The organism is Puniceicoccus vermicola (genome assembly GCF_014230055.1).
In the GTDB taxonomy this organism is placed as follows: domain Bacteria; phylum Verrucomicrobiota; class Verrucomicrobiia; order Opitutales; family Puniceicoccaceae; genus Puniceicoccus; species Puniceicoccus vermicola.
In genome coordinates, this window is the sequence record NZ_JACHVA010000126.1 from 18,403 (window position 1) to 40,344 (window position 21,942).

Genomic DNA, 21,942 nt, shown 5'->3' on the forward strand with positions numbered 1-21,942 from the left:
CCTCCGCTCGCTGAGCGGATTGGAAGGTCCCCTGGAACATGTTGTCAGCCTTTACTAATTGTTTAAAGATCCCGGAACTGCGCCAGAGGATTTTCTTCACTCTCGCGCTGCTTTTCATCGCCCGTGTCGGGGCCAATATCCCTCTGCCGGGTATTGACCCTGGGCCGATCAAAGCCTTCTTCGCAGACCAAGCGTCTGCGGGTGGAGGCTTGATTGGGTTCTACAACATGTTCACCGGGGGCGCGCTTCTCAATGGCGCGATCTTCGCGTTGGGAGTGATGCCTTACATTAGTGCCTCCATCATCATGCAGTTGATGGGGGCGGTTTTCCCGGCCTTGGCCCGCCTTCAGCAGGAAGGGGAGGTCGGTCGCCAGAAGATCAGTCAGTATACGCGCTACCTGACCATCGTTATTTGTGTGGTCCAGGCTGTACTGCTGATTACCGCGTTGGAGAAAAACCCGGCTACATTGATCGGGCAGAACTTCAATCCGGCGATTTATGGGAGTATCGTCATTTCGGGCCACTTATGGTTCCTGATCTCCGCAACGGTCATTTTGACCTGCGGAACGGTGATCTTGATGTGGCTCGGTGAGCAGATTACCCAGCGCGGAATCGGGAATGGGATTTCCCTTTTGATTACGGTCGGGATTATTGCCGACCTTCCGGGGGCCGTGATTACGGCTTTCCGTATGTTCAACGCTCCTCCGGGGAGTGAGACGGCTAACCTGGGTCTGCCGCACGCCATTTTGATGATCGTCCTTCTTCTCGCGGTGACCGCGGGGATCGTGGCCGTGACTCAGGCACAACGAAAGATTCCGGTCCAATACGCAAAGCGCGTTGTGGGCCGTAAGGTCTATGGAGGACAGAATTCCTTCCTGCCCCTCAAGGTTAACTATTCCGGAGTGATGCCGGTTATTTTCGCCAGTGCGATCCTTCTTTTCCCTGCACAGATTTTGCAGACGTTGGAAGGTGCCACCGGAATGACTTTCTTCGGGGATATGGCAAGTTTCCTCGCCCGTGGTACTTGGTTCTACTACCTGACTTACGGGATGTTGATTCTCGTCTTCAGCTATTTCTGGGTTTCGCTGATGTTCAAGCCGATTCAGATTGCCGATGACCTGAAGAAAAATGGTGGGTTTATTCCCGGTGTTCGTCCCGGCGAGCCTACGGCCCGCTTCCTTGACTTCGTGATGACGCGCCTGACTTTGGCTGGAGCTTTGTTCCTGACCATTATCGCCGTCTTCCCGGACCTTCTCCTGTTTGTCTATCGGGTTCCCGGTAATGTCGCCGTTTTCTTCGGTGGCACCGGAATGCTGATTACCGTAGGGGTCGTTCTCGACACCATGCGTCAAGTGGAGACTTTCCTCCTGCAGCGTCACTACGACGGTTTCCTCAAGAAGGGCCGTATCCGCGGTCGCAGCCAGCAGGCACGTAATCGTCAAATGATGGAATCCCTCGAGATTCGCGATTTCTGGCGGGTCTGGCGTCCACTTTTGATTCTATCGTCCCTTCTTTTCATCCTGGGCTTTGTCGCCTGGTTGATCCGCTAACACACTTCGCGCGGTGCTTTCCGAAAAAGAAATCCCAGTCCTCCGGGAGGCTTGCCAAATCGCGGCCCGAGTTCTCGAAGAGATGTGTGAATTCGTCGAGGCGGGGATGAATACCTACGACCTCGACCAGTTCGGAAAAAAACGACTTGCGGAGTATGGTGCGGAGAGCGCCTGCTACCAGTATAGGGTGCGCGATCTCGTCTTTCCTTCCCACACCTGTCTCTCGGTCAATGATGAGATCGTCCATGGCATTGGGCGGTTGGATAGGCAGATCAGTGAAGGGGATATCATTGCAGTCGACGTCTGTGTTCGGTATCGCGGCATGATCGGCGATAACGCCCGCACGGTTCTGATCGGGAAGGGCAAACCGGAAGACGAGAAACTCTTGGCGGTCACCCGCACCGCTTTGGAGCGAGGCATTGCCGAGGCGATAGTCGGGAATCGGGTCGGAGAAATTTCCCACGCGGTTCAGACCTACGTCGAAAAGAACGGCTTCAGCGTGGTTCGCGATTTTGTCGGCCATGGCGTCGGTGAGAGTATGCACGAAGAGCCGCAGATCCCCAATTTCGGGCGTCGCCGCTCGGGTCCCAAGCTCGTTCCAGGAATGGCTTTGGCGATTGAGCCGATGGTCAACGCAGGCACTCACAAAGTGGAGATGCTCGGTGATGGATGGACGGCGGTGACCAAGGATCGTAAGCGTTCCGCCCATTTTGAGCACACCGTCCTCGTCACTCCGGAAGGTCCGGAGATTTTGACGGTCGCCTAACGCGGCGATTCTTCTTGGTCTTTGCCCGAGACTAGCGGGCGTCGGAAGGGGCCTGCTTGAGGCCTCCCTCTTTCCTTGTCAGTCTCCCTCTCGATCGTGGGCCGGTTGATCAGTATTGGAGATTCAGACCGGCAAAAAGCTGCCATTGGGCGAAAGAGGATCCTCGATCGGCCACCGAGTATTGAGGCTCAACAAAGAGGTTGTAGACGATCGATTTAGTCGGGATGACTTTTCCCACTCCGAGTCCGACAGGGATCGTGTAGTCATCACTCTCGAAATCGTAGACCATAATCGGGGCACTGCGGAGATACCAACCCTCGCCCATTTGCAGAAAGAGGAATGGCTGAAAGGCCCCACTGTTGACGTCCTTCACATCGCTGGGGCCAGCAAAACTTGCCTGCCAGGTCAGGAGGTAGCCGTATTGAAACCGTTTGGATCGGGCGTCGAAAAGGACGTTGGCAAATCCTGCAGACCATTTTTCGGATCCGAGAACTGAATCAGTGGCAGTGGGCATGGTGAGCTGTGGACCCGCTCCAAAGCTGATTGCGGGATCGCCGGTATCGATAAGGTAGGCGGCAAAGATATTAAAATCACCGAGGCCGGTTGTGTGGCCGCCGCTATCGGGGAAGGTATTCACCGGAAGGGTAGCCCGAGCCAGCCAGTCTCCTTTGAAATGGAAGGGCTGAGCATAGCGGATATCGACTTGGTTGCCGTAGTCAGCGTCATTATCTCCGGTAAACTCACCAATGTAGTAATTCTGAAAATTCAGGGCCGTGGTATTGGCGAGGGGGTTGTTGGCCTGGGCCGAGGCGGAGGGCTGACCGGCTTCGGCATTCGCCGACGCGATGCCGAGTGAGAGGGCGACGAGGGAAAGGCAGGATGAGATGGATTTGGTATTGTACATGGTTTGTCGGAAAAACTCTGAAAAGTATGGTGTTCTGGTTTCGCTTTTAATCGCATGGATGCTGAAGTCGTGGGCCGACACCTGACTGATGGCGGCCCACGCGTTTCAGAATCGACGCTGCAAGTTACTTGATCCGTCCTGGCATAACCACCTGGATATTCGGTGGATACTTGGCGAGGACCTTGTTGTAGCGGGTCGCTTCATCTCCGAGCGGGATGGTGATCGGGAGATGGCGGATGCCGTCGGAAATGTCCTCTCCGGGATTCGTGTAGAGGTTGGTCGCGGTGGCTCCACCAGTCTCAGTGACTACGGATCCGCTGAAGCCCCCGGTGAATCCTCGTGAGAAGATGGCATCCTGCAGCTCAACGACAAAGTGCATCTTGAACTCATCCACTCGAACGGCCGATACGTGGGCGTTCAGCGTATAGATCCGGCTCTTGCGAGTCGATTGACCTTCATCCGCAAAGATGAAGGGGACTTGGTCCACTCCATCCGTGTAGCGATCTTCCGGCAGGAAGGAAGCGACCTCGGCTCCGGGTTTTCCGGCGACGGAGATGCAGGTGTTGAAGATGTCGGCATAGTCAAAGAGGCCGTCACTCTTGCGAGGTTCGATTACGTCCTTCCAGTAAACGAAGGTGGGGACCCGGACGCCGCCTTCCCATGAGGAACCTTTGCCTCCGCGGAAGGGGGAGCGACCGTGTGGCGGAACTTCCATCTCCGGTCCGTTGTCCGAGCCAAAGATGATCAGTGTGTTGTCCAGCTGTCCGTTTTCTTCGAGCTTCTTGACCAAGCGGCCGAAAATGTCGTCGATTTCAACGATGCCGTCCGAAAACACCGTGCGTGCCGGGGACTTTCCAGCAAACTCGTGGTTTGGATAGTTGTCGAAGTGAGCGGCGCGGGTGGCGTGATAGAGGAAAAACGGCTGATCGCTGCCCTTCATCTCGTCGAGGAAGTTCTCGCTGTAGGCGGCCCAGTCCTGATCGAGGTTCTGAATCGATTCGAGATCGATCTCGTAGAGGTTCTCGGCCCCTTTTTCGGGAGTGCAGTGCACGTTGTAGTGATTGAAGCCGAGCTTTTCCATCATCTTGAACCGTTCGGGGCTCAGAGCGACTTCCGGGTTGAAGTAAACGTCCCGCCATTCCGTGTACATGTCGGAGACGCCCAGGAAGCCGTAGTAGTCATCGAAACCGACATTTTGAGGAAGAGACCCTTTGTTTTCTCCCATATGCCATTTGCCAACGCCTTGGGTGCGGTAGCCGAGTTTCTTCAAAATATTGGCGAGGGTGGTTTTCCCGTCGAGTCCTCCAGGTTCCCCGTACATGGGCGGCCGGAGAACCCCGTGGTGGAGAGGGTTTTGTCCGGTCATGATCGTTACGCGTGTCGGCGAGCAGGAGGGGGTGGAGTAGGCGGAAGTGAGGATTAGGCCCTGGTTGGCGATTTTATCGATGTTCGGTGTCGGGTTTCCGACAGCGACCCCACCGCCGTTAAATCCGTAGTCGAGCCACCCGACATCGTCGGTCAGGAAGATGAGAATGTTTGGCTTCTTGCCCGTTTTCTTCTCCATGGCAGCCAATTTCTCCTGCGCGTTTTTGACCTCGCTCGAGTGAACGATCACAGGCTCCATATTGTCGGCTATCTCCGTCGCTTGTAGATGGAGGTATTGGTTGGGATGATCGTATCCGGGTGCGTCGGTTGGACCGGTGGTGCTTCCCCGCGGATTTTTGACTTGGTTCTGGTAATCAGTCTGCTGGGCGCCCGCAGGCAATCCGAGAGTAATCAGCAGGGCTGCGGCGAGTAGGGTTCGCCGGATGAATGGTTTTTGCTTCATAATGACTTTTCGGCTGAATGCCGTCGTGTTGTTCTTGGGGATGATCTTTGCCAGCTATTCCGCCTCCCTTGCCAAGATAGCAAAGGCGCGACTCGAATCGGTCGAAAGATTGTGGAGGACGCTGATGGCGTTTTGAGCAAGGGATGAGTATATCGATCTGAAACTGGATCTACAATAGGTCCTACGTGCACCAACCTTTGCTCAAAAGGGTAGGGACGGATTCGCCAGCCGAAGTGGCGTCGTCGCGCGTCTATAATAGGGGGACTGGATTAGAGTCCTTGAGGCTCGTTCCGAAACGGTCTGAGGTATTTTCTATCAAACAGTGTTCGAGGTTCCGGTGCTCTCCTAGTACGTATGTCGAAGTGGGGGAGTGTCGGCGGGAATTTTACCGGAATTGCACTAGTTTAAGACGCTGTATGGAACGGGAACCACCCCTCCCCCTCCTACTCGTAGGAGGGAGTTAGAAAATTACAGAAAGACTCCTCCCCTGCTACAGGGCATACCATTGCACACAAGACTATGGCTCTGGACGGTCTCGCAAACGCAAGAACATGGGAGCGCGGAATTCATTCCGCCCCGCATGCCTCTCAGGCCTTTCGCCTTAGATTCTGAGGGAAACTTTTCATGCGCAGCCAATCTGACGGGGCGGAATGAATTCCGCGCTCCATTTTAGGCATGCTCCTAAAGGACAACTCGAAGATTTTACCGAAAAACGTTAGTCTAGGAATTTGTGTGTAAGGATATGCTAGAGGGGAGGGGGATCCCGGGGACGCGGGATGGAGGGTTCCTCTTCAGAAGTCGCCAATATCAAAATTTCCTCGCTAAAACCCTTAAACTGGTGCCATTTGGGAGTATTACCGAGCTTCTGTCTCATAGGCATTAGCCGTTGAGTCGCTGAAAGGCGGTGAGTCGCTAAACTTCGAGGGGCCGATGCATTTGGAGCGAATTCGGTGAGAAAAGGAGTTGCCCTGAGAAAGGAAAAAAGCATCGTTCTAGCTCCCCGAAAAAAACTTAACTTTTTCGTATTTTTTTCTGTTCAACCGCGGAAAAAATCTTCAACCTCATCGTTTTTCTTTACGCAAACCTGTCTGACCATGCCACGAATTTTAGGAGTAGATATTCCCGGGAACAAGAAGCTTCCGTTCGCCCTTCGCTACATCTACGGAATTGGACCCACCCGGGCCGATCAAGTTGTTGCCGAATCTGGGCTGGACGCTGATATGCGAGCTCATGAGCTTTCCGAGGAACAGTTGAACAGCTTGGCTTCAATCGTTGCAGACAAGCAGTTCATTGTGGAAGGTGATCTTCGTCGCGAAGTAGCCGGAAACATCAAGCGTTTACAGGCCATCCGGTCAAACCGGGGCATCCGTCACCAGCGTGGGCTGCCCGTTCGTGGTCAGCGCACCAGCACCAATGCACGCACCCGCAAGGGCGGTCCGAAGACCGTCGGCGTGGTTCGCAAGAAGTAATAATATTAGGAATTTTCCGCTATGAGCGAAGAGGAAGTCAAAGAAGAATCCACCGAAGAGCTTTCCGCTACGGCAGCTACTGACGAAGCGCAGGAAGAAAAGCCCGTTAAGCAGGAAGAGACGGCCGCCGATCTCTTGAAGAGCGATCTCGGTGATCTCAAAATCCGCAAGGCCAAGGGCAGCAAGAACATCACCGTCGGCGTTTGCAACGTTCTCGCCACCTTTAACAACACTAAGGTCTCTTTCGCTGACACCAAGGGGAACGTGATTTCCTGGTCCAGCGCCGGTAAGTGCAACTTCCGCGGTTCGCGTAAGTCGACTGCCTATGCTTCTCAGGTCGTAACTCAGACCGCTGGCCGCGTCGCAATGTCGCACGGTCTCAAGGAAGTCGTGGTAAAACTTAAGGGACCAGGCATGGGTCGTGACTCTGCCGTTCGTGCCCTCCAAGCTCTCGGGCTCATCGTGACGGAAATCATCGACGTCACTCCCGTCCCCCACAACGGCTGCCGCGCACCGAAGCGCCGCCGCGTCTGATTCACTCTCAATCCTAAAGACAGGAACTTTTTTCAATGGCTCGATACACAGGACCCTCGACCCGCATTAACCGTCGCTTTGGGATGGCTCTTTTCCCTTCGAACCGTGCGTTCGAAAATAAGCCTTACCCTCCCGGCCAGCATGGACCTCGCCTCCGCCGCAAGAAGAGTGAGTACGCCATCGGTCTCGACGAGAAGCAGAAGCTGCGCTTTCTCTTCGGTCTTACCGAGAAGCAATTCCGCATCACCTTCGAAAAGGCGAAAAACCGTCGTGGGGTTACCGGTGAGATCTTCCTCCAACTCCTCGAGACTCGTCTCGATAGCGTGGTTTACACCATGGGAATGGCTCGCACTCGTCGCGCCGCCCGCCAGTTTGTCAACCACGGTCACGTCCTCGTGAATGGTCACAAAGTTGACATCCCGAGCTACCAAGTTGCTCCGGGAGACAAGATTTCTGTGCGTGAGGCTACTTCCTCCCGCGCCCTGGCAACTCAGAACCTCGCCGACAATCAGTTCCGCGCCGTTCCGCAGTGGATCACCGTCAACGCAGATTTGCTGGAAGCGACCACCAATCGCGTCCCGACTCGTGACGAGATGGATCACTCCGTCAACGAACAGTTGATCGTTGAGTTTTACAGCCGATAAGCCGAACCGCCGCATCCCGAGAAACGGAAACTATTACCATCATGCCCAAGAGACTTGCCAAATTCGAGCTGCCTAAGCGCCTTACCAAGGTCGAGGAATCTGCGACTGAGACTTACTCAATGTTCGTAGCCGAGCCTTTTGAAACGGGTTACGGCCACACGATCGGAAACTCTCTGCGGCGCGTCCTCCTGAGCTCGATCGAAGGGGCTGCGATTTCGTCCGTGAAGATCGACGGAGTTCAACACGAATTCCAGACGATCGAAGGCGTGGTCGAAGACGTTACCGACATCGTCCTCAACCTGAAGCGCATCCTGATCATGTCCCACTCGAAAGAGCCGGTTAACCTGATCATCAGCGCCGACAAGGAAGGCCAAATCACCGCTGCCGATATCCAAGAAGACTCGAACATCGAGATCTTGAATCCCGATCAGGTGATTTGCACCTTGGACCACAAGATGGCCTTCCGTGCGGAGATCGAAGTTAAAGTCGGTCGCGGTTACTGCACCGGTGAGGAGAACAAGAAGGATGACCAACCGATTGGCGTCATTCCGATCGACTCCCTCTTCAGCCCAGTTCGCCTGGTGAAGTATTCGGTTGAGAATACTCGCGTCGGCCAAATGACCGATTACGACAAGCTCATCCTCGAGATCACGACCGATGGCCGTGTCACTCCAGATGACGCCCTCAAGCAGACCGCTGCGATTCTCCGCCACCACCTCGACGTCTTCGACGAAGTTTCCGAGGAGGAAATCGAATTCGAGAACGAAGCCAGCGAAGTCAGCGAAGAGCAAAACCGTCTCCGTAAGCTGCTCAACATGAGCGTTAACGAGATCGAGCTTTCAGTTCGGGCAGCTAACTGCCTGAACAACGCGAATATCACCACTGTTGGTGAACTTTCGATGAAGAATGAGCAAGAAATGCTCAAATACCGTAATTTTGGTAAGAAGTCGCTCAACGAGATCAAAGCCAAGCTCGAGCAGCTCGGTCTTTCCCTCGGAATGAAGATCGATGAGCGTCTTCTTGATAAGAAAAAGGACTGATTAGCCGGAACACGCCGGATAAGGAGAATCTCCCATGCGTCATTTAAAGCACCGTCACAAGCTTGGAGTTAAGACCGCCCACCGCGGCGCTCTCCTCGCAAACCTCACTGCCAGTTTGATCCTGCACAAACGGATCCAAACGACCCTTGCGAAGGCTAAGGCTCTCCGTCCGTTCGCGGAACAGGTGATCACCCTCGCGAAGAAGGCTCACGCCGCCGAAGATCCGGCTCGCAAGCTGCACTATCGTCGCTTGGCCGTCTCGAAGGTTCGGGATCAGGAAGCCGTTGCGCTTCTTTTCTCGGAACGCGTTGAAGAGTTTTTGAATCGTCCCGGTGGATACACTCGTATCTACAAGCTCGTTCCCCGTCAGGGTGACGCGGCAAACGTTGCGATCATCGAATTGATCGACGCCGACGACGAAGGCTACACCAAGCCCAAGAAGACCCGCAAGCGCTCACGTCGCTCTTCCAAGAAGGCAGAAGCCTCCGCTGAAGAATCGACGAAAGAAGAAGCACCCGCAGCAGAATCGGCTGAAGCTCCCGCAACGGAAGCAACTGCTGAAGAATCTGCGGAAGCGACTTCTGAAGAGTCCGGTTCGGAAAAGAAATAGCCCGGGGCCGTCGCGCCTTTCGGGGGTAGTGGAACGATACGGCAATGTTCGACGTTCCGCTTCCGATCTTTTTCACCGTTTTCGTCACGACTGGCGTCGTCTTGATCTTTGCCCTTTGGATCTATTATGATCGGATGGGGGTCAGACGACACGATCGGCTGAACCAAACCGTCTTCCACTGCGTTCGTTGTGGGAAGCTCTACGGGGTTCACGGCGAGGTAAAACAGGCCGAGTGCCCGGATTGTAATTTAAAAAATATTCCACTGCGGTTTTAAGAACCGCGTGGAATTTTTTTTTGGTTAAATGGGGCGGTTCGAGAGGCCGCGGCCCAGTCTGATTCTCTGCAATCAGGGATCGTAACGTGGTTTCAACTAGGGCCATTCGAGTCTGTCGCCGGTTCATCAATGCTTCGAAGAATCCACTGCTACCGGAATCAGCTAGATCGGGTTCCTCGGTGTTTCATGCCGAGAGAGCCCCGTAGGCCCGCGGGAAACGAGGACCGTAGTCCGACGATTTGATTTCTTTGCTCCCGGGAATTGGTGGATCGGGTGTGTGGATCACGGAGAAACGGGAATAGGGAGAGCTTCGCGCCATGAAAGGTCTGACAGGGGAGTCGAGGAGGGGCCGGGTGCGAAAGTCGAAATCCTCTGGCGCTGATTTTGCCCTCAGAATAGACTCGATAGCTGGGTGATCCGGAGAAGCGATAGGGTTCTGGGAAGAGTTTCGCTAGCTGAGGAGGCGGATTCCTCGGTTTTTCGGCAAATGCGAAGAACTTCCGCTTGCCTGACGCTTTTTGAGGGGTTCAAATCTTATGATGAAGTCGCAGAAGATCGCCGTCCTGGATTTTGGGTCACAGTACACCCAGGTCATTGCCCGCCGCATTCGGGAATGTAATGTTTATTCGAAGATTTTTCCGTACAACGTTTCGGCGGAAACTCTTCGCGAGGAGGGGATCCAAGGGCTGATTTTGTCAGGAGGGCCTGCGAGTGTCTTGCGTGAAGATTCTCCCCGTCCCGATCCAGCAATCTTTGAGCTCGGGGTGCCGATCCTCGGCATTTGCTACGGGGTCCAGTTGATTGCCTTCATGATGGGGGGTGAGGTCAAGCGGAGTGATCGGCGTGAGTATGGTCATGGCACCCTTCGCACCGTTCGCGAGAGCCGCTTGCTGGCTTCCTTGCCGGGGGAAATCCGAGTCTGGAATTCTCACGGAGACCGGATTATCCGTCTTCCGGAGGGATTCGAGACGGTCGCGGAGACAGAGAACTCCGAGTTCGCTGGCATCGAGCATCCAGAGAAGGAAATTTTCGGACTTCAGTTCCACCCGGAAGTATCGCACACCGAATGCGGATCCGAGATCCTTCGCAATTTCCTATTCAAGGTCTGCGGGTGCACCGGAGATTGGTCGATGGCCAACTTTATCGAACGCTCGGTCGAAGATATCCGTAAATTTGTTGGCAAGGAACACGTGGTTCTCGGCCTCAGTGGTGGGGTGGATTCCTCGGTCGCTGCCGCTCTGATCCACAAGGCGATCGGCGACCAGCTGACCTGTGTCTTTGTCGACAATGGCCTCCTGCGCCTTCATGAGCGTGAACAGGTCGAATTGCTCTTCCGTGAGAATTTCTCCATGGACCTTCGCGTAGAGTCCCAGGCGGACCTTTTCCTTGATCGTCTGAAGGGAATTGAGGATCCGGAAGAAAAGCGGAAGAAGATCGGGAATGCTTTTGTCGAGGTCTTCGAGATGGCGATCAAGAAGATCGGCGATGTGACTTTCCTGGCCCAAGGAACGCTTTATCCGGATGTGATTGAGAGCGTTTCGATCGATGGGAATCCAGCTGCCTTGATCAAGAGCCACCACAATGTGGGAGGCTTGCCGGAAAAGATGCGTCTGAAGCTTTTGGAACCTCTCCGGAACCTTTTCAAAGACGAAGTCCGCCTCCTCGGCCGCGAATTGGGCCTGCCGAAAGATGTTCTTTGGCGCCAGCCATTCCCTGGTCCTGGACTCGGGGTGCGGGTGCTCGGTGAGGTGAAGGAAGAGTATCTGGAGATCCTCCGTCGCGCGGATGCGATTCTTCAGGAAGAGATGGTTACTGCTGATTTCTACTACAAGGTATGGCAGAGCTTCTGCGTATTCCTGCCCGTCCGGACCGTCGGGGTTATGGGAGACGAACGCACGTATGATTACGTCGTCGCCCTTCGTATTGTCGAAAGTGCCGATGCCATGACTGCAGATTGGGCGCGTATGCCTCACGATTTGATCCGGAAGATTTCCAATCGTATCATCAATGAGGTCGATGGCGTGAACCGAGTCGTTCTCGATGTGAGCTCCAAGCCACCGAGCACGATCGAGTGGGAGTAAGGCTGTTTGGGGGGTAGTCGCGTAGCTTCAGCTGCGTGCTTCCGGTTTTCCGGCGAATTTGGCTGTAGGGATTTTTGGGCTTTAGTGAGAAGCTTTTCTCAATTTACAGGGCAGGGCTAAAGGCCATTCTCCACAGTGGGTGGGGTGCTTGAGCGCCCACCTCGTGAGAGCTGGTGGCTTACGGGGGAGAAGAAAGATCTTTTCGGAAGGACCGAGAAGGTCGTTCGGGAAGCGGTCGAAATTTTAACAGGCTTGGTTGCGTAGTATGAATAGGTTCGCGGGCCTTTCTTGATACAAGGGCAAGAAACGGAAGGTGCGTTTTTATCGGAACTGCGTCGTATTCAGACCGAAAATTAATGGATTTTCTCAATCTCTTTTTTGACGAGATCGATTGTTTTTCAGATTTCGAATGCTCCGATGAAACGCGGGAGAGAGGACTGGTTTCTGGGAATAGAGCAGTTCCCATGGTTCAACCTGATAGGCCTTGGCTATCATGCACAGCGACGAAAGTCGTACGTCAGATTTTCGACCCGCTTCTAAAGCTTGATAGTGCTTGTAGCTAAGTCCGGACAATTCGGAAACCGCTTCTTGCGTCAAATTGGCGTCATGGCGCAATTCCCGCAAGCGATTCTGTAGTTCTTTGTGGCAGTCTTCCAAGCGAACAAGAATAGTCGTGATTCTTTTCTATGGACACCGCCTAAAGAAGGTGTTTAGTTGCTTGCCGTATCCTACCGCAATTTCATTCGAAATTAATGTCCTCTGCAATTACCTCTCATTAATCATAGGTTTCTCGGCATACTCTTGACACCTCATCCCGATGATTCCAAAACCAGAACAAATGCTCCAATGAAGGCTTTTCTGCTATCTTCGACTCTGTTTCTGTTGGTTTCCTCGGCATTTGGAAGCGTAGAGAGTTTAACGCCCAGCGAGGCTATCCTTCAGGTGGAGTCGGAAATGGCTTTCAAGAAGGTGAGAGATGAAGAAAAACGTTCGGAGTTACTTTTGGTCCCCGCCGAATCGGAAAGGAAAAAGAGTTTGGAGGATGGCGGAATACTTCGACTCCGCAGGGTATCTCCACCGTCACCCTCACTGGTTCGTCAAGAGGTTGCCTCCCGGCAGCTCGATTGGACAGGAGGCGAGATCGGCGAATTTCTCTTTTGGGAAGCCGGGCGAAAAGCCCCGCAAAACATTTCCCTTTCGGTGACGGTGTATGACGGCGAAGTTTCAGAGATACGTCTCTGGCATGAAGGAGAAGTCTACATGGTTCTGAGCAATGTCCCCTTTTCCCATCTGCAGGCATTGGCTTGGTTCGAAGACGACCAAGCCCGATGGAATCTTTTTGCGATAGTGGAGGAGGTGAACGAAGAGGAGGAGCAACAAAAGAGCGTACAGGCTCGGCTTTTCGTTGCGGAATTCCACCCGCGAGAACGTCCCGATACCGATGTTTTTACTTCGTCGGACGAACCCGAATATATCGTCCTCCCTGTTGAAGAACAAACGGTTCCTGAGCCAGTGTTCGCGAAGCTCGATGCGTTACACACCTATTACTTGGTAAACGAAAAGGAGTTGGCGGTAGAGCATCAACATCGAGAGGCATTGGCGGAGGCTCGCCGTCGTTACCGGGAGGAACATCCGCCCGTCGCTCAGGACGTTATCATTAACTTTTGGCGGGAAAGTGAAGAATAGGCATTCCATTTCAATGAGGGCGTGGCTAGCCTGGAGCGTGGCGGGGATCGGAAGTCTCGTGTTCTTTCAAGCTGCGAGTGGTTTGGATGAAGACAATGATGGCATGTCGGACGTATTTTCGGATTACTACGAACTGGAAACGGGATCGGCTGGCGATGACTCCGATGGCGACGGACAAACGAATGCGGTTGAGTCCGAATGGGGAACCGATCCGCATGATCCATTTGAATATGGAATTTCCAAAGTCGAGAGGATGGATGAGGAAACGGTGCGGGTAACGATTCCGACGGTCATCGGAAAGAGATACCGGTTCTCGATTTCTCTGGATCTGGAGGAATGGGAGCCCATCGGTGAAGAGTTTGTTGGTTCCGGCGGATTGGAGCATTTGTTGATCGATTTTCCGGTAGCCGGAACGAACCGGCTGTTTTGGCGGGGCGTATCGCTGGGAGAGGTTGATAACGATCTGGATGGGCTCGGAGGCTATGAGGAAAGTTTGATGGGGACCTCGGACGAACTGGAGGACAGCGACGACGACGAATTGAGCGATCTCGACGAGTTTTTGGCAGCTCTTGATCCTCTGGGAGGATTTGTCGACAGCGATTTGGACGGATTCTCGGATGATTTTGAAATCGCCAATAACATGGATAAGGATTCGCCGGATGGAACGGCCCCAACGGTTCGTTTCCTGAACGCCTCGCAATCTATGAATTTTTTGGAAGGAGAGAGTTACGAATTCAGGGTTGAGGCCAGTGAATCGGATCTCGGGGGCATCGAGACGGTAGAGGTTCGGATGGGGTCGAAGCATTCCCCAGCGGCTTCCATTTCTGTCGATAATCAGTTCTCGGCGCTTCTTTCGGAAATTGATTCTAGTGAAGAAACGCAGGTTCTGACTGCGAGGGCATATGGAGAGGACGGTTCGCGTGGAGAGAGTAATGACGTTTCCGTCGATGTGGCAGAAGTTGAGCGTTGGCTATCGGTTGTCCGATCTCGATCAATTTCTTGGTACTTTGCTCGACGCTTGAACGGAGAAGAGACTGACGTTTACAATCAGCAATATTACAGGGGGGATGGAATTTTAAAATTGAAAAGCCGTGATGGATCCGAAATGGCTTCGGTTCCACTCCAGAATTACGATGAGGATGTCCTGATTATTTTCGACGACGTTGAGGAGAATTCATTGATCTTGCAGAACTCACTCTCTGGATTTCCCCTTCATTCGACAATGATTTGGAATCATTTCGGTCGAGATATTTACGGGACAATCTCATACGATGACGATGAAGTTGAGTTTGCCATACCCAACGGAGAATATCGAATTGTCGAACCCCTACGCCCGTATCCCCAAAACGACGAGTCTTGGAAAGAGGATATGGAGATTATGATCGAGATATCCGGGAGCGAACACATTTCATACGCAAAAGAGAGGGATCGATTTCTCGGTGAGAGAACGCTTGTCTTTGTCTATGAACCGGCACGACCAGGGTCGATTCGAGCGGGAGTCGGAATATGGAGAGTCCCAGACGGTCCCAGAATCATCGCCACACCATTTCGTCAAGGAACCTATTCTTCTCCGGGAGCACGTCGGCATTTTCTGCAAAATCAAGACGAGGGAAATTTACCTCTTCGGGTTAATGACGATTTCGATGACGAACTTTCGGTGCCTGACTTCAACGACACTGTCCTCGGAGAGGAGGACGACGATATTCTCACGATCAATGTGAAACTCAATCTTCGCGGTTTGACGGAGTGGGATCATTTCGAGATCACCCCGTCTTCGGATAAGATCCGACTCTATTACCGGGACAATGCCGGAAATCCCGTGCTCATGCCATTGGACGACGGTTCTTACGTTTCCACCTTGATCGACGGCAACTACGTTGCCAGCCAGTTGAAGAGTGAATCCGGACTGGATTTCTTCGTCGAGGGCATGGAGCCCTCCGATTCCGAGACGGTCGAATTTCGTGCGGCAGAAGATGACGGGGAATACGCCGTGGGCGGGTCAGAAACCGTGAAAATCGGGCCGATCTTCAAGGTGGAACTAGAGTTCGTGGAACCTCAACCATTCTTTGAGAATTCAGACAGGGTCTTTGTTGGAAACGACTTCCAAGGATTGTTCCAGCAGCCACCGGACAAAGAGAATTCAGTGACCCTCGATCTAGTAATGGATAGTGCGGTGAAGCAGTCACTATTGAGTGGATTGAGCTTCGAGGTTCGAGTTGCTGAAAACAGCGATGGCGATGACGCAGCCGACAAAGGAGCGATTGATACAACCGACTTTATGGCATCCAACGGGGCTGATCCCGTTCTCTACCTTACTCCGGACGAAGAGCCCGAAGATCACTGTGAAGATTTAGAAATATTAAGCCCTCGCCGTTTCTTTGAAATCGTCGCGAAATACAACGGCATCGAGTTGGCAACGAGCGACAAGATATGGGTAAACTCGCGGTTCGAATACATTGTAAATTACAGCGAGCCTGAGAATCAGCGCTATGACCGGCCAATTGCCTTAGTTCGTGCTAAGTATGACATGCCAGACAATCTGCCTCGATATAATGAGAGCCTGTCCGATGATGGTTTTGTAGGGACTCATCCGTTTCTTCCGATACCTGTGGTGCTATTTATCGAATTAGGTCCGTCTGCATATGAAAATGAAAACCGCTTGGCATCTACATGGATACACGAGAACGTTCATTTAAACCAAGGTAGGGATATCATAAGGAAGATCGCGGCAGGTAGGACACTTTACGAACAGCATGTTGCGGATGGGAGTAATTTATCGACAATCCCACAAGCAGACAAAGATTCGATCACTGAATGGATCGTGGGTGAAAGCGAAGCTTACTTTACCGAACAAGACAATTACGATGAAACGTGTTTAAATGCTTTTGATCGTAGCACAGTTCAAGATCAACTGGATGAGTTCAGCAGTATCTATCACGCAATGAACCCATAAATACCATATTTCGGCACTAATCATGATTCGAGGAATATATCTTGCTGTTTTTCTTCCAGTGTTGCTGGTAGCCTCTGAACCTGAGCTTACGGACCAAGAAAAGCGAGAAGCATTTGAAGGTCGGAAAGAGGCAATTGAGCGTCGCTTAGTTGATCACTGGAAGACGGTTCCAGAGGAAAAAAAAGCACTTATAAATGAAGTCCTTGCCTACAACTCGGGGCGAACCAATGAGTTAACATTGGTCACCGAACTTATGTCTCCTGACTCAGATCCCATTGATCAGTTATACCCTATCCAGAGCCTTAGAATCGACTCTCGAACAATGCCGATGTTTGAAACGCTCCTTCGAGATAGTAGCAATGACACGATAAAAACGAAAATTATTTGGCGAGTTCGCAGTGAAGTCTTGAGCGGCAATCTAATCGTACGCGATGAAACTAGCTCTCTTCTTGAATCTTTTTTGGCGGATGAGACTGTCGATCCAGATATACGAAGAGCGTCGGAAATCACGCTGAGACAAGTTCGTGAAATGGAAACGAATGGAGAGCTTGCGATTCAGAACCTCGATGCCGATGTGGGTCGTGTTGTCGAGATTCCGGTCACTTCCTCCGAATCGATAGAAGGCGTTAAAGACATCGAAGAGGGTGCTTCACCCGAGCCGGTCATCGAAGAATCCGTGGCAATAGTTGACCCAGAAGAATCTCAGCACGAAGCGGTTGAAGTCGTTGAAGAATCCTCCCCCGCCTGGCCATGGATCGTCGGAGCCCTGATCCTCTTAACCGCTCTCGGACTCGTTCTTTTCCGCAAGAAATCCTCCCCCTGACTCGCCTCCGATCCTGGCCCGAATCCGCAACTCGAGGTCCGTCCCGACCGCCCCCCGCCCGTGCACCCCTTTTTGATCCTTGGGTGGCCTTCGCGTTTGGCCAAAGACTTTATTTCCAATTCCGCCTGTATTCTTCTTGCCAGTCACTGGAAGTGGGGAGAGCTTGATGGGGCTGGGGGAAGCTCGCTCGTGCGGGCTCTGCTGTTTTCGATTCGGCAACTTCTTTGCGTCGCCGCAATATTCCCTCCTCTCCGCGTCCGCAGGATTAGTCGAGTCGGAGTAGGAATTTATCGAGTCAACTCGCGGATTGCTGAGAGAACTTGCTCGGCGGAAATCGCGTCAAAGCATCGCGCCCATCGATCTTGGCGGGATTCTCCTTTTTGCGGCGGTAGGTCGGAAATGATCGTCCGCGCGCGAGGACCGATCGGGGCCCAGCGGGTAGGGGAATGGATGGGGTCGCATTGGCCCATGAGGCACACCAAAGGGGCTCCGACGGCTGCCGCCAAGTGGGCGGGTCCGCTGTCGCGGGATACGACCATGGCGGCTCCTTTGAGGAGCGAGGCGGTCTCGAGGAGAGAATCTTTTCCGCCGCGGTCTTCCCATTTGGAGTCGGGGATGCCGTGGGCAAGAAAGGCTTCTGCGGTGGCTGGGGAAGGCTCCGAGCCGATCAATATGAGATTCCAGTCGAATTCTTGGATCAGCTTTTCGGCAAGCTCCGCGTACTTTTGAGCCGACCATCGCGGCTTGTTTCCGAAGGCAGCGGGGTGGAATAAGGCGTATGGCTTCCGAGTGATCTCTCCCGCATCCTTTTGAAAATCTTCAACGTGAAGGAAAGGCTGAATCGGGTCGGGAAGCGCGCAGCCAATTTTTTGGAGGAGATCGAAATTGCAAACGGCTTCGTGCTTTTGGCCCAAGTGGCGGGTGTAGGGAATGCTCTCGTTGAGTGCGAATCGTCCGAGTTGCTTGCCGTATCCGAGTCGGCGAGGAATTTTTGCGGCGGCGGCGGCAAACTGAAGGTCGTTGTCGGGATGTAGAAAAACGATGCAGTCGGCGGGGTTGTTCCGAAAGTAGTCCCGCCACTCTCGGAAGCGATGGCGATGAAAGCCTTTGGCTCCGGCTCCGGGAGGGCAGGGGACGGCTTCGATCTCGGGGGTATTTGCGAAGAGCGGAACGAGCTCGGGTCGCACGAGAATCCGGATCGAGGCGTCGGGAAACGTTTTTCTCAACGGCCCAAAAGCCGCCGAGGTGAGGATGACGTCGCCGATACGATCGGTACGGGAAATGATGATCCGCTTCATCGCTGAGGGCCTTTCGGAGGAGGGCTTTGTGAGGAGAGAATCTTTTCCGCGAGCAGGCTCGTGTTGTTTTGCGAGAGGAAGTTTTCTTCGACCCATCGACGACCGGTCTCCGAAAGCTTCACTCGTTTGGGGTGATCTTCCCAGACTTCGAGAAGTTGGTCGGCCCAATCCGACGGGGTTTCTTCCTCGAATACCACTCCGGTTTCTTCGTGCGTGATCGCCTCCAGAACGCCTAGTGCCGGTCTCACCATCACGGGCAGACCGTGAGCGAGCGCCTCGGGAACGACGTTGGGCAGTCCATCCCGGTCTCCGTCCTTGGAAACGACGCCGGTGAAGACAAAGAGATCAGAGTTTTGGAAATAGGGTTCGACCTCAGGGCGGGGAAGGGCTCCGGTGAGCTGAATGAAGGAGCCGAGTTGTCGCTCGACGATCTTGCGCTGTAGTTCTTCGCGGAGAGGACCGTCTCCGATGATGATGGCGTTGAAGGGGACTCCTCGTTTCCGCAACTCGTCGCAGAGTTCGATAAACTCCGAATAGCCTTTTTTCGCGACGAGTCGCCCGATGGAGAGTAGCCTTACTTTTCCGGTCGCCGGACGGGGAGTTTGCCGGTCGGGCAATTCCTGTAATCCTCTCCGAATCAGGACAATCTTGTCGGGTGTCGCTCCCCGGGCGATGAGTTCCTGCTTCGAGGCTAGGGTGGAAGTGCGAATCCAAGAGGCGGCTCGAATCTTTTCGCGGAGAAGGCAGTCGCCCCCATCCTGAAAGAGGTCGTAGGCATGGGCGCCAAACGAAAAAGAAACTCCGGTCAGTTTGTGCAGGGTCAAGGCGGCGGTGGTGGGTGCGGTGGCCCAGATCGCGTGAATCCAGGCGGGGCGATTTTTCCGAACTTGATCGGCGAGGATCATCCCCATTCCCATTCCCAAGAGGGTCTCCTCCAGATTCAGGAAGGAACGGGGAAACCGGTGAAAGAACAATTGCAGGAGCGAGAGAAGTCCGGAAGGCTTGCGAAGCAGCCAGAACGGGATGCGCCCGAATAAGGTGAGCAACGCCAGAAGGGGGATCTTCTGCACGGGGAGGTCCGGTGCCTCACCGCCTTTCCAGATGGAGACAATCCGGAGGGGAAGGGTTTTGTGAAGGTGCCTCACTTCCCGCTCGACAAAAGTTTCCGATAGACGCGGAAACGTCGTGCAGAGGTAGAGAACCTCCGGTGCTTGCCCTTTTGTGTGCGCCTCCGATCGGAGGCCCAATCCCTCGGTTGGCTGGGGAGAGGAGCCCAACGCTCGTGTGGAACCGCCTCTCGAGCGGTTAGGAGGAATGAACGGAGGCGTGAGCCGAACCATTCACCTTGGCCGCTGCGGGCTCTTCACAAGGTTTCTCTTTTGCGCAGTCGAAGGCGAGAGCGATCTCCTCGGCAAAAGCGGCTTTTTCGTTTCCGACCGTGATCAATCCTTCGAAGATCGCGATGGGGCGACGGATCCGCTTCAGCTTCACTTCCATCGTGAAAAGGTCGCCAGGACGGCAAATCCGGTGGCAGCGAACTCCGTCGCAGCTCTTGAAAAAGACCGTTTCCGAAAATACGGAGGGGGGAACCTGCTTGCCTTCAGATTTGAGAAGGAAGAGGACCGCGAGCTGTCCGAGGGCTTCGATCATGATCGAGGCGGGGACAACCGGGTTGTTTTTAAAGTGTCCTTCCAAGAAGAATTCACCTCCGTCGACGCGATATTCGCCCTTGGCGGTTTCTTCTCCGACGGTGGCGCGGTTGAGGAAGAGGAATGGAGGCTGCTGCGGGAGAACCGAGGCAATCTCTTCGAACCCTAGGGAAGCGGCGCGCTTCGGTGTCGGGGATCCAGTTGCCTTACTGTCCATGTAGGCTTGGATGTCTTCGAAGGTGCGAAGTTCCCGCAATTCGTTGTTGTCGAACGAAATATTGAGCGTCTCTTCAACGAGGATGACAATTTCCATCATCGTCAGGGAGTCGATACCCAGATCCTCAAAGAGGCGGATGTCGGTCTTCCCTGAGTGGAGAAGAGGTTTGGCCTCGGGTTCGAGGAAGCGTTCAATGATCCCCGACACGATGACGGGTATCAATTTCGGATTTGAGTTCTCCCGATACTCGACTGCTGCCTCGAAGGTGCCTTCCGGGCACCGTTTGAGGGATTCTTTCAATTTGAGAGTATCTTCTGGAGATAAGGTTACTGTAGCCACTGTGGAAAAATTGATTCAAACGGCCTCCGAATGCGAACGAAATTCAGAGTCCTTTGGATAAAAAAGGTTAAGCCGAAGATTTTGTTTGAATGTCGAGAATTATTGAAGCTCCTAATGGTTCCTGCAATAGAAATATTTGCATGCGATTGGGGGGTAAGACTCCTATAGTCGTCATAACGTTCATGATTTTTTAATGAAAAAAGAAGAAAAGCCCGAAAAACCCGTAATTCTCACCTGTGCACAGCCTTCAGGAGTCCTGACTCTGGGCAATTATCTGGGGGCTCTTCGCAATTGGGCGACCCTTTTGGATGGTGCGGAATGTTTCTTTGGGATCGTGGACATGCACTCGATCACAGCAAAAAACGTTCCAGCGGAATTGCGAAAGAATTCTATCTCCTGCTTGGCTCAATACATTGCCTGTGGAATGGACCCGGAGAAGAGTCACCTCTTTATTCAGTCCCATGTCATTGGTCATGCGGAACTTGCGTGGGTTTTGAGCTGTCAGACGCCGATTGGGGATCTGCAGCGAATGACACAATTTAAGGAAAAGGCAGCTCGGCTCGGTTTTGCAGTCGCTGACACCGAGGAGGGGGATAGCCTCCGGTTTAGTCACGAAGGGGCCCGTGCCCAGGCCTCGGTGAATTCGGGGCTGCTTTTTTACCCGGTCTTGATGGCGGCGGATATTCTTCTCTACAACGCCGATCAGGTTCCGGTGGGGGAGGATCAGCGGCAGCACCTGGAGCTTTGCCGGGATTTGGCCCGTCGCTTCAACCACAATTACTCGGATACGTTTACTGTGCCCGATGCCCTGATTCCGAAAGAGGGGGCCCGCATTCGCTCCCTGCAGGACCCGGAAAAGAAGATGTCAAAATCGGACGACGATCCGCTCGCGACGATCTATCTCCTCGATCCTCCGAAGCTGATTCGGAAAAAAATCATGTCGGCGGTCACGGATTCGGATACCGAGATTCGCTTTGGGGACGACAAGCCAGGTGTTTCGAATCTCCTCCAGATTCTCGCGACCACCGGGGGTGAGTCCATTGAAGATCTGGTCCAATCCTTTGAAGGGAAGGGCTACGCGGATTTGAAGAGCGCGACCGCCGATTCGGTAATCGCTCTTCTCGAGCCGGTGCAAAAACGCTATGAAGAGTTGATGGCGGATAAATCGTATCTCGAATCGGTTCTCAAAGAAGGGGCAGAAGCCGCTCAAAAGCGGGCCTATAAGACACTCGCCAAAGTTTATCGGAAGGTCGGCTTTTATCCCCGGGCGCGGTAG

At 53.5% G+C, this 21,942-nt stretch carries 19 protein-coding genes; 13 read left to right on the forward strand and 6 right to left on the reverse strand.

All coding sequences use genetic code 11. From position 1 onward, the window contains the following. Nucleotides 1-38 precede the first annotated feature (38 nt). Both secY and map read left to right on the forward strand, forming a co-directional pair. Nucleotides 39-1,550 (forward strand): preprotein translocase subunit SecY, encoded by a 1,512-nt coding sequence (secY, locus tag H5P30_RS16040; protein ID WP_185693925.1) that lies wholly within the window; start codon nucleotides 39-41, stop codon nucleotides 1,548-1,550. Nucleotides 1,551-1,563: 13 nt separating this feature from the next. Beyond that, on the forward strand, nucleotides 1,564-2,316 hold the full coding sequence (gene map, locus H5P30_RS16045; protein ID WP_185693926.1) for a type I methionyl aminopeptidase: 753 nt from the start codon (nucleotides 1,564-1,566) through the stop codon (nucleotides 2,314-2,316). 109 nt (nucleotides 2,317-2,425) lie between these two features. On the opposite strand, the gene H5P30_RS16050 is transcribed toward map, so the two are convergent. Further along, nucleotides 2,426-3,220: a hypothetical protein gene (locus tag H5P30_RS16050; RefSeq protein ID WP_185693927.1), complete on the reverse strand. Its 795-nt coding sequence runs from the start codon at nucleotides 3,218-3,220 to the stop codon at nucleotides 2,426-2,428. Nucleotides 3,221-3,344: 124 nt separating this feature from the next. Further along, nucleotides 3,345-5,048, reverse strand: a complete 1,704-nt coding sequence (locus tag H5P30_RS16055) for a sulfatase-like hydrolase/transferase (RefSeq protein WP_185693928.1) — start codon at nucleotides 5,046-5,048, stop codon at nucleotides 3,345-3,347. A 1,094-nt stretch (nucleotides 5,049-6,142) separates the two neighbouring features. Between H5P30_RS16055 and rpsM the strand changes: the two genes are divergently transcribed. The 7 genes from rpsM to guaA all read left to right on the forward strand — a co-directional run bounded on the left by rpsM (nucleotide 6,143) and on the right by guaA (nucleotide 11,701). Beyond that, nucleotides 6,143-6,517: a 30S ribosomal protein S13 gene (rpsM, locus tag H5P30_RS16060; RefSeq protein ID WP_185693929.1), complete on the forward strand. Its 375-nt coding sequence runs from the start codon at nucleotides 6,143-6,145 to the stop codon at nucleotides 6,515-6,517. A 21-nt stretch (nucleotides 6,518-6,538) separates the two neighbouring features. Then, nucleotides 6,539-7,051, forward strand: coding sequence for a 30S ribosomal protein S11 (rpsK, locus tag H5P30_RS16065; RefSeq protein WP_185693930.1), 513 nt, complete (start codon nucleotides 6,539-6,541; stop codon nucleotides 7,049-7,051). Nucleotides 7,052-7,086: 35 nt separating this feature from the next. Beyond that, a complete protein-coding gene (gene rpsD / locus H5P30_RS16070) occupies nucleotides 7,087-7,695 on the forward strand; it encodes a 30S ribosomal protein S4 (RefSeq protein ID WP_185693931.1) in 609 nt (202 codons plus the stop codon). 41 nt (nucleotides 7,696-7,736) lie between these two features. Beyond that, nucleotides 7,737-8,735 (forward strand): DNA-directed RNA polymerase subunit alpha, encoded by a 999-nt coding sequence (locus H5P30_RS16075; protein ID WP_185693932.1) that lies wholly within the window; start codon nucleotides 7,737-7,739, stop codon nucleotides 8,733-8,735. A gap of 34 nt (nucleotides 8,736-8,769) precedes the next feature. Beyond that, the gene (gene rplQ / locus H5P30_RS16080; RefSeq protein WP_185693933.1) at nucleotides 8,770-9,345 is read left to right on the forward strand and encodes a 50S ribosomal protein L17; all 576 of its coding nucleotides are present in this window, start codon (nucleotides 8,770-8,772) and stop codon (nucleotides 9,343-9,345) included. A gap of 44 nt (nucleotides 9,346-9,389) precedes the next feature. Next, complete coding sequence (locus tag H5P30_RS16085; protein WP_185693934.1) at nucleotides 9,390-9,620, forward strand: hydrogenase nickel incorporation protein HypA; 231 nt, start codon at nucleotides 9,390-9,392, stop codon at nucleotides 9,618-9,620. A 539-nt stretch (nucleotides 9,621-10,159) separates the two neighbouring features. After that, the gene (gene guaA / locus H5P30_RS16090) at nucleotides 10,160-11,701 is read left to right on the forward strand and encodes a glutamine-hydrolyzing GMP synthase (protein WP_185693935.1); all 1,542 of its coding nucleotides are present in this window, start codon (nucleotides 10,160-10,162) and stop codon (nucleotides 11,699-11,701) included. A gap of 366 nt (nucleotides 11,702-12,067) precedes the next feature. On the opposite strand, the gene H5P30_RS22755 is transcribed toward guaA, so the two are convergent. Then, nucleotides 12,068-12,358 carry a helix-turn-helix domain-containing protein gene (locus H5P30_RS22755; RefSeq protein WP_185693936.1) on the reverse strand — a complete coding sequence of 97 codons (291 nt, stop codon included), beginning with the start codon at nucleotides 12,356-12,358 and terminating at the stop codon, nucleotides 12,068-12,070. A 189-nt stretch (nucleotides 12,359-12,547) separates the two neighbouring features. On the opposite strand from H5P30_RS22755, the gene H5P30_RS16100 reads away from it, so the two are divergent. From H5P30_RS16100 to H5P30_RS16110, 3 genes are read left to right on the forward strand one after another with little or no spacing between them, the layout of a single operon-like run. Then, nucleotides 12,548-13,387: a hypothetical protein gene (locus H5P30_RS16100; RefSeq protein WP_185693937.1), complete on the forward strand. Its 840-nt coding sequence runs from the start codon at nucleotides 12,548-12,550 to the stop codon at nucleotides 13,385-13,387. Nucleotides 13,388-13,400: 13 nt separating this feature from the next. After that, nucleotides 13,401-16,340, forward strand: a complete 2,940-nt coding sequence (locus H5P30_RS16105; protein ID WP_185693938.1) for a thrombospondin type 3 repeat-containing protein — start codon at nucleotides 13,401-13,403, stop codon at nucleotides 16,338-16,340. Nucleotides 16,341-16,362: 22 nt separating this feature from the next. Then, the gene (locus H5P30_RS16110; protein ID WP_185693939.1) at nucleotides 16,363-17,163 is read left to right on the forward strand and encodes a hypothetical protein; all 801 of its coding nucleotides are present in this window, start codon (nucleotides 16,363-16,365) and stop codon (nucleotides 17,161-17,163) included. 287 nt (nucleotides 17,164-17,450) lie between these two features. Here H5P30_RS16110 and H5P30_RS16115 read toward each other — a convergent pair whose 3' ends face one another. The 3 genes from H5P30_RS16115 to H5P30_RS16125 are packed head-to-tail and all read right to left on the reverse strand — an operon-like array spanning nucleotide 17,451 to nucleotide 20,666. Further along, nucleotides 17,451-18,461, reverse strand: coding sequence for a glycosyltransferase family 9 protein (locus H5P30_RS16115; RefSeq protein ID WP_185693940.1), 1,011 nt, complete (start codon nucleotides 18,459-18,461; stop codon nucleotides 17,451-17,453). Further along, nucleotides 18,458-19,738: a glycosyltransferase gene (locus tag H5P30_RS16120; protein WP_185693941.1), complete on the reverse strand. Its 1,281-nt coding sequence runs from the start codon at nucleotides 19,736-19,738 to the stop codon at nucleotides 18,458-18,460. The genes H5P30_RS16115 and H5P30_RS16120 overlap by 4 nt, the downstream gene beginning before the upstream one ends. Before the next feature lie 28 nt (nucleotides 19,739-19,766). Continuing rightward, on the reverse strand, nucleotides 19,767-20,666 hold the full coding sequence (locus H5P30_RS16125) for an ApeI family dehydratase (RefSeq protein ID WP_185693942.1): 900 nt from the start codon (nucleotides 20,664-20,666) through the stop codon (nucleotides 19,767-19,769). 193 nt (nucleotides 20,667-20,859) lie between these two features. Here H5P30_RS16125 and trpS point away from each other — a divergent pair, with 193 nt between their 5' ends. Next, on the forward strand, nucleotides 20,860-21,942 hold the full coding sequence (gene trpS / locus H5P30_RS16130; protein ID WP_185693943.1) for a tryptophan--tRNA ligase: 1,083 nt from the start codon (nucleotides 20,860-20,862) through the stop codon (nucleotides 21,940-21,942).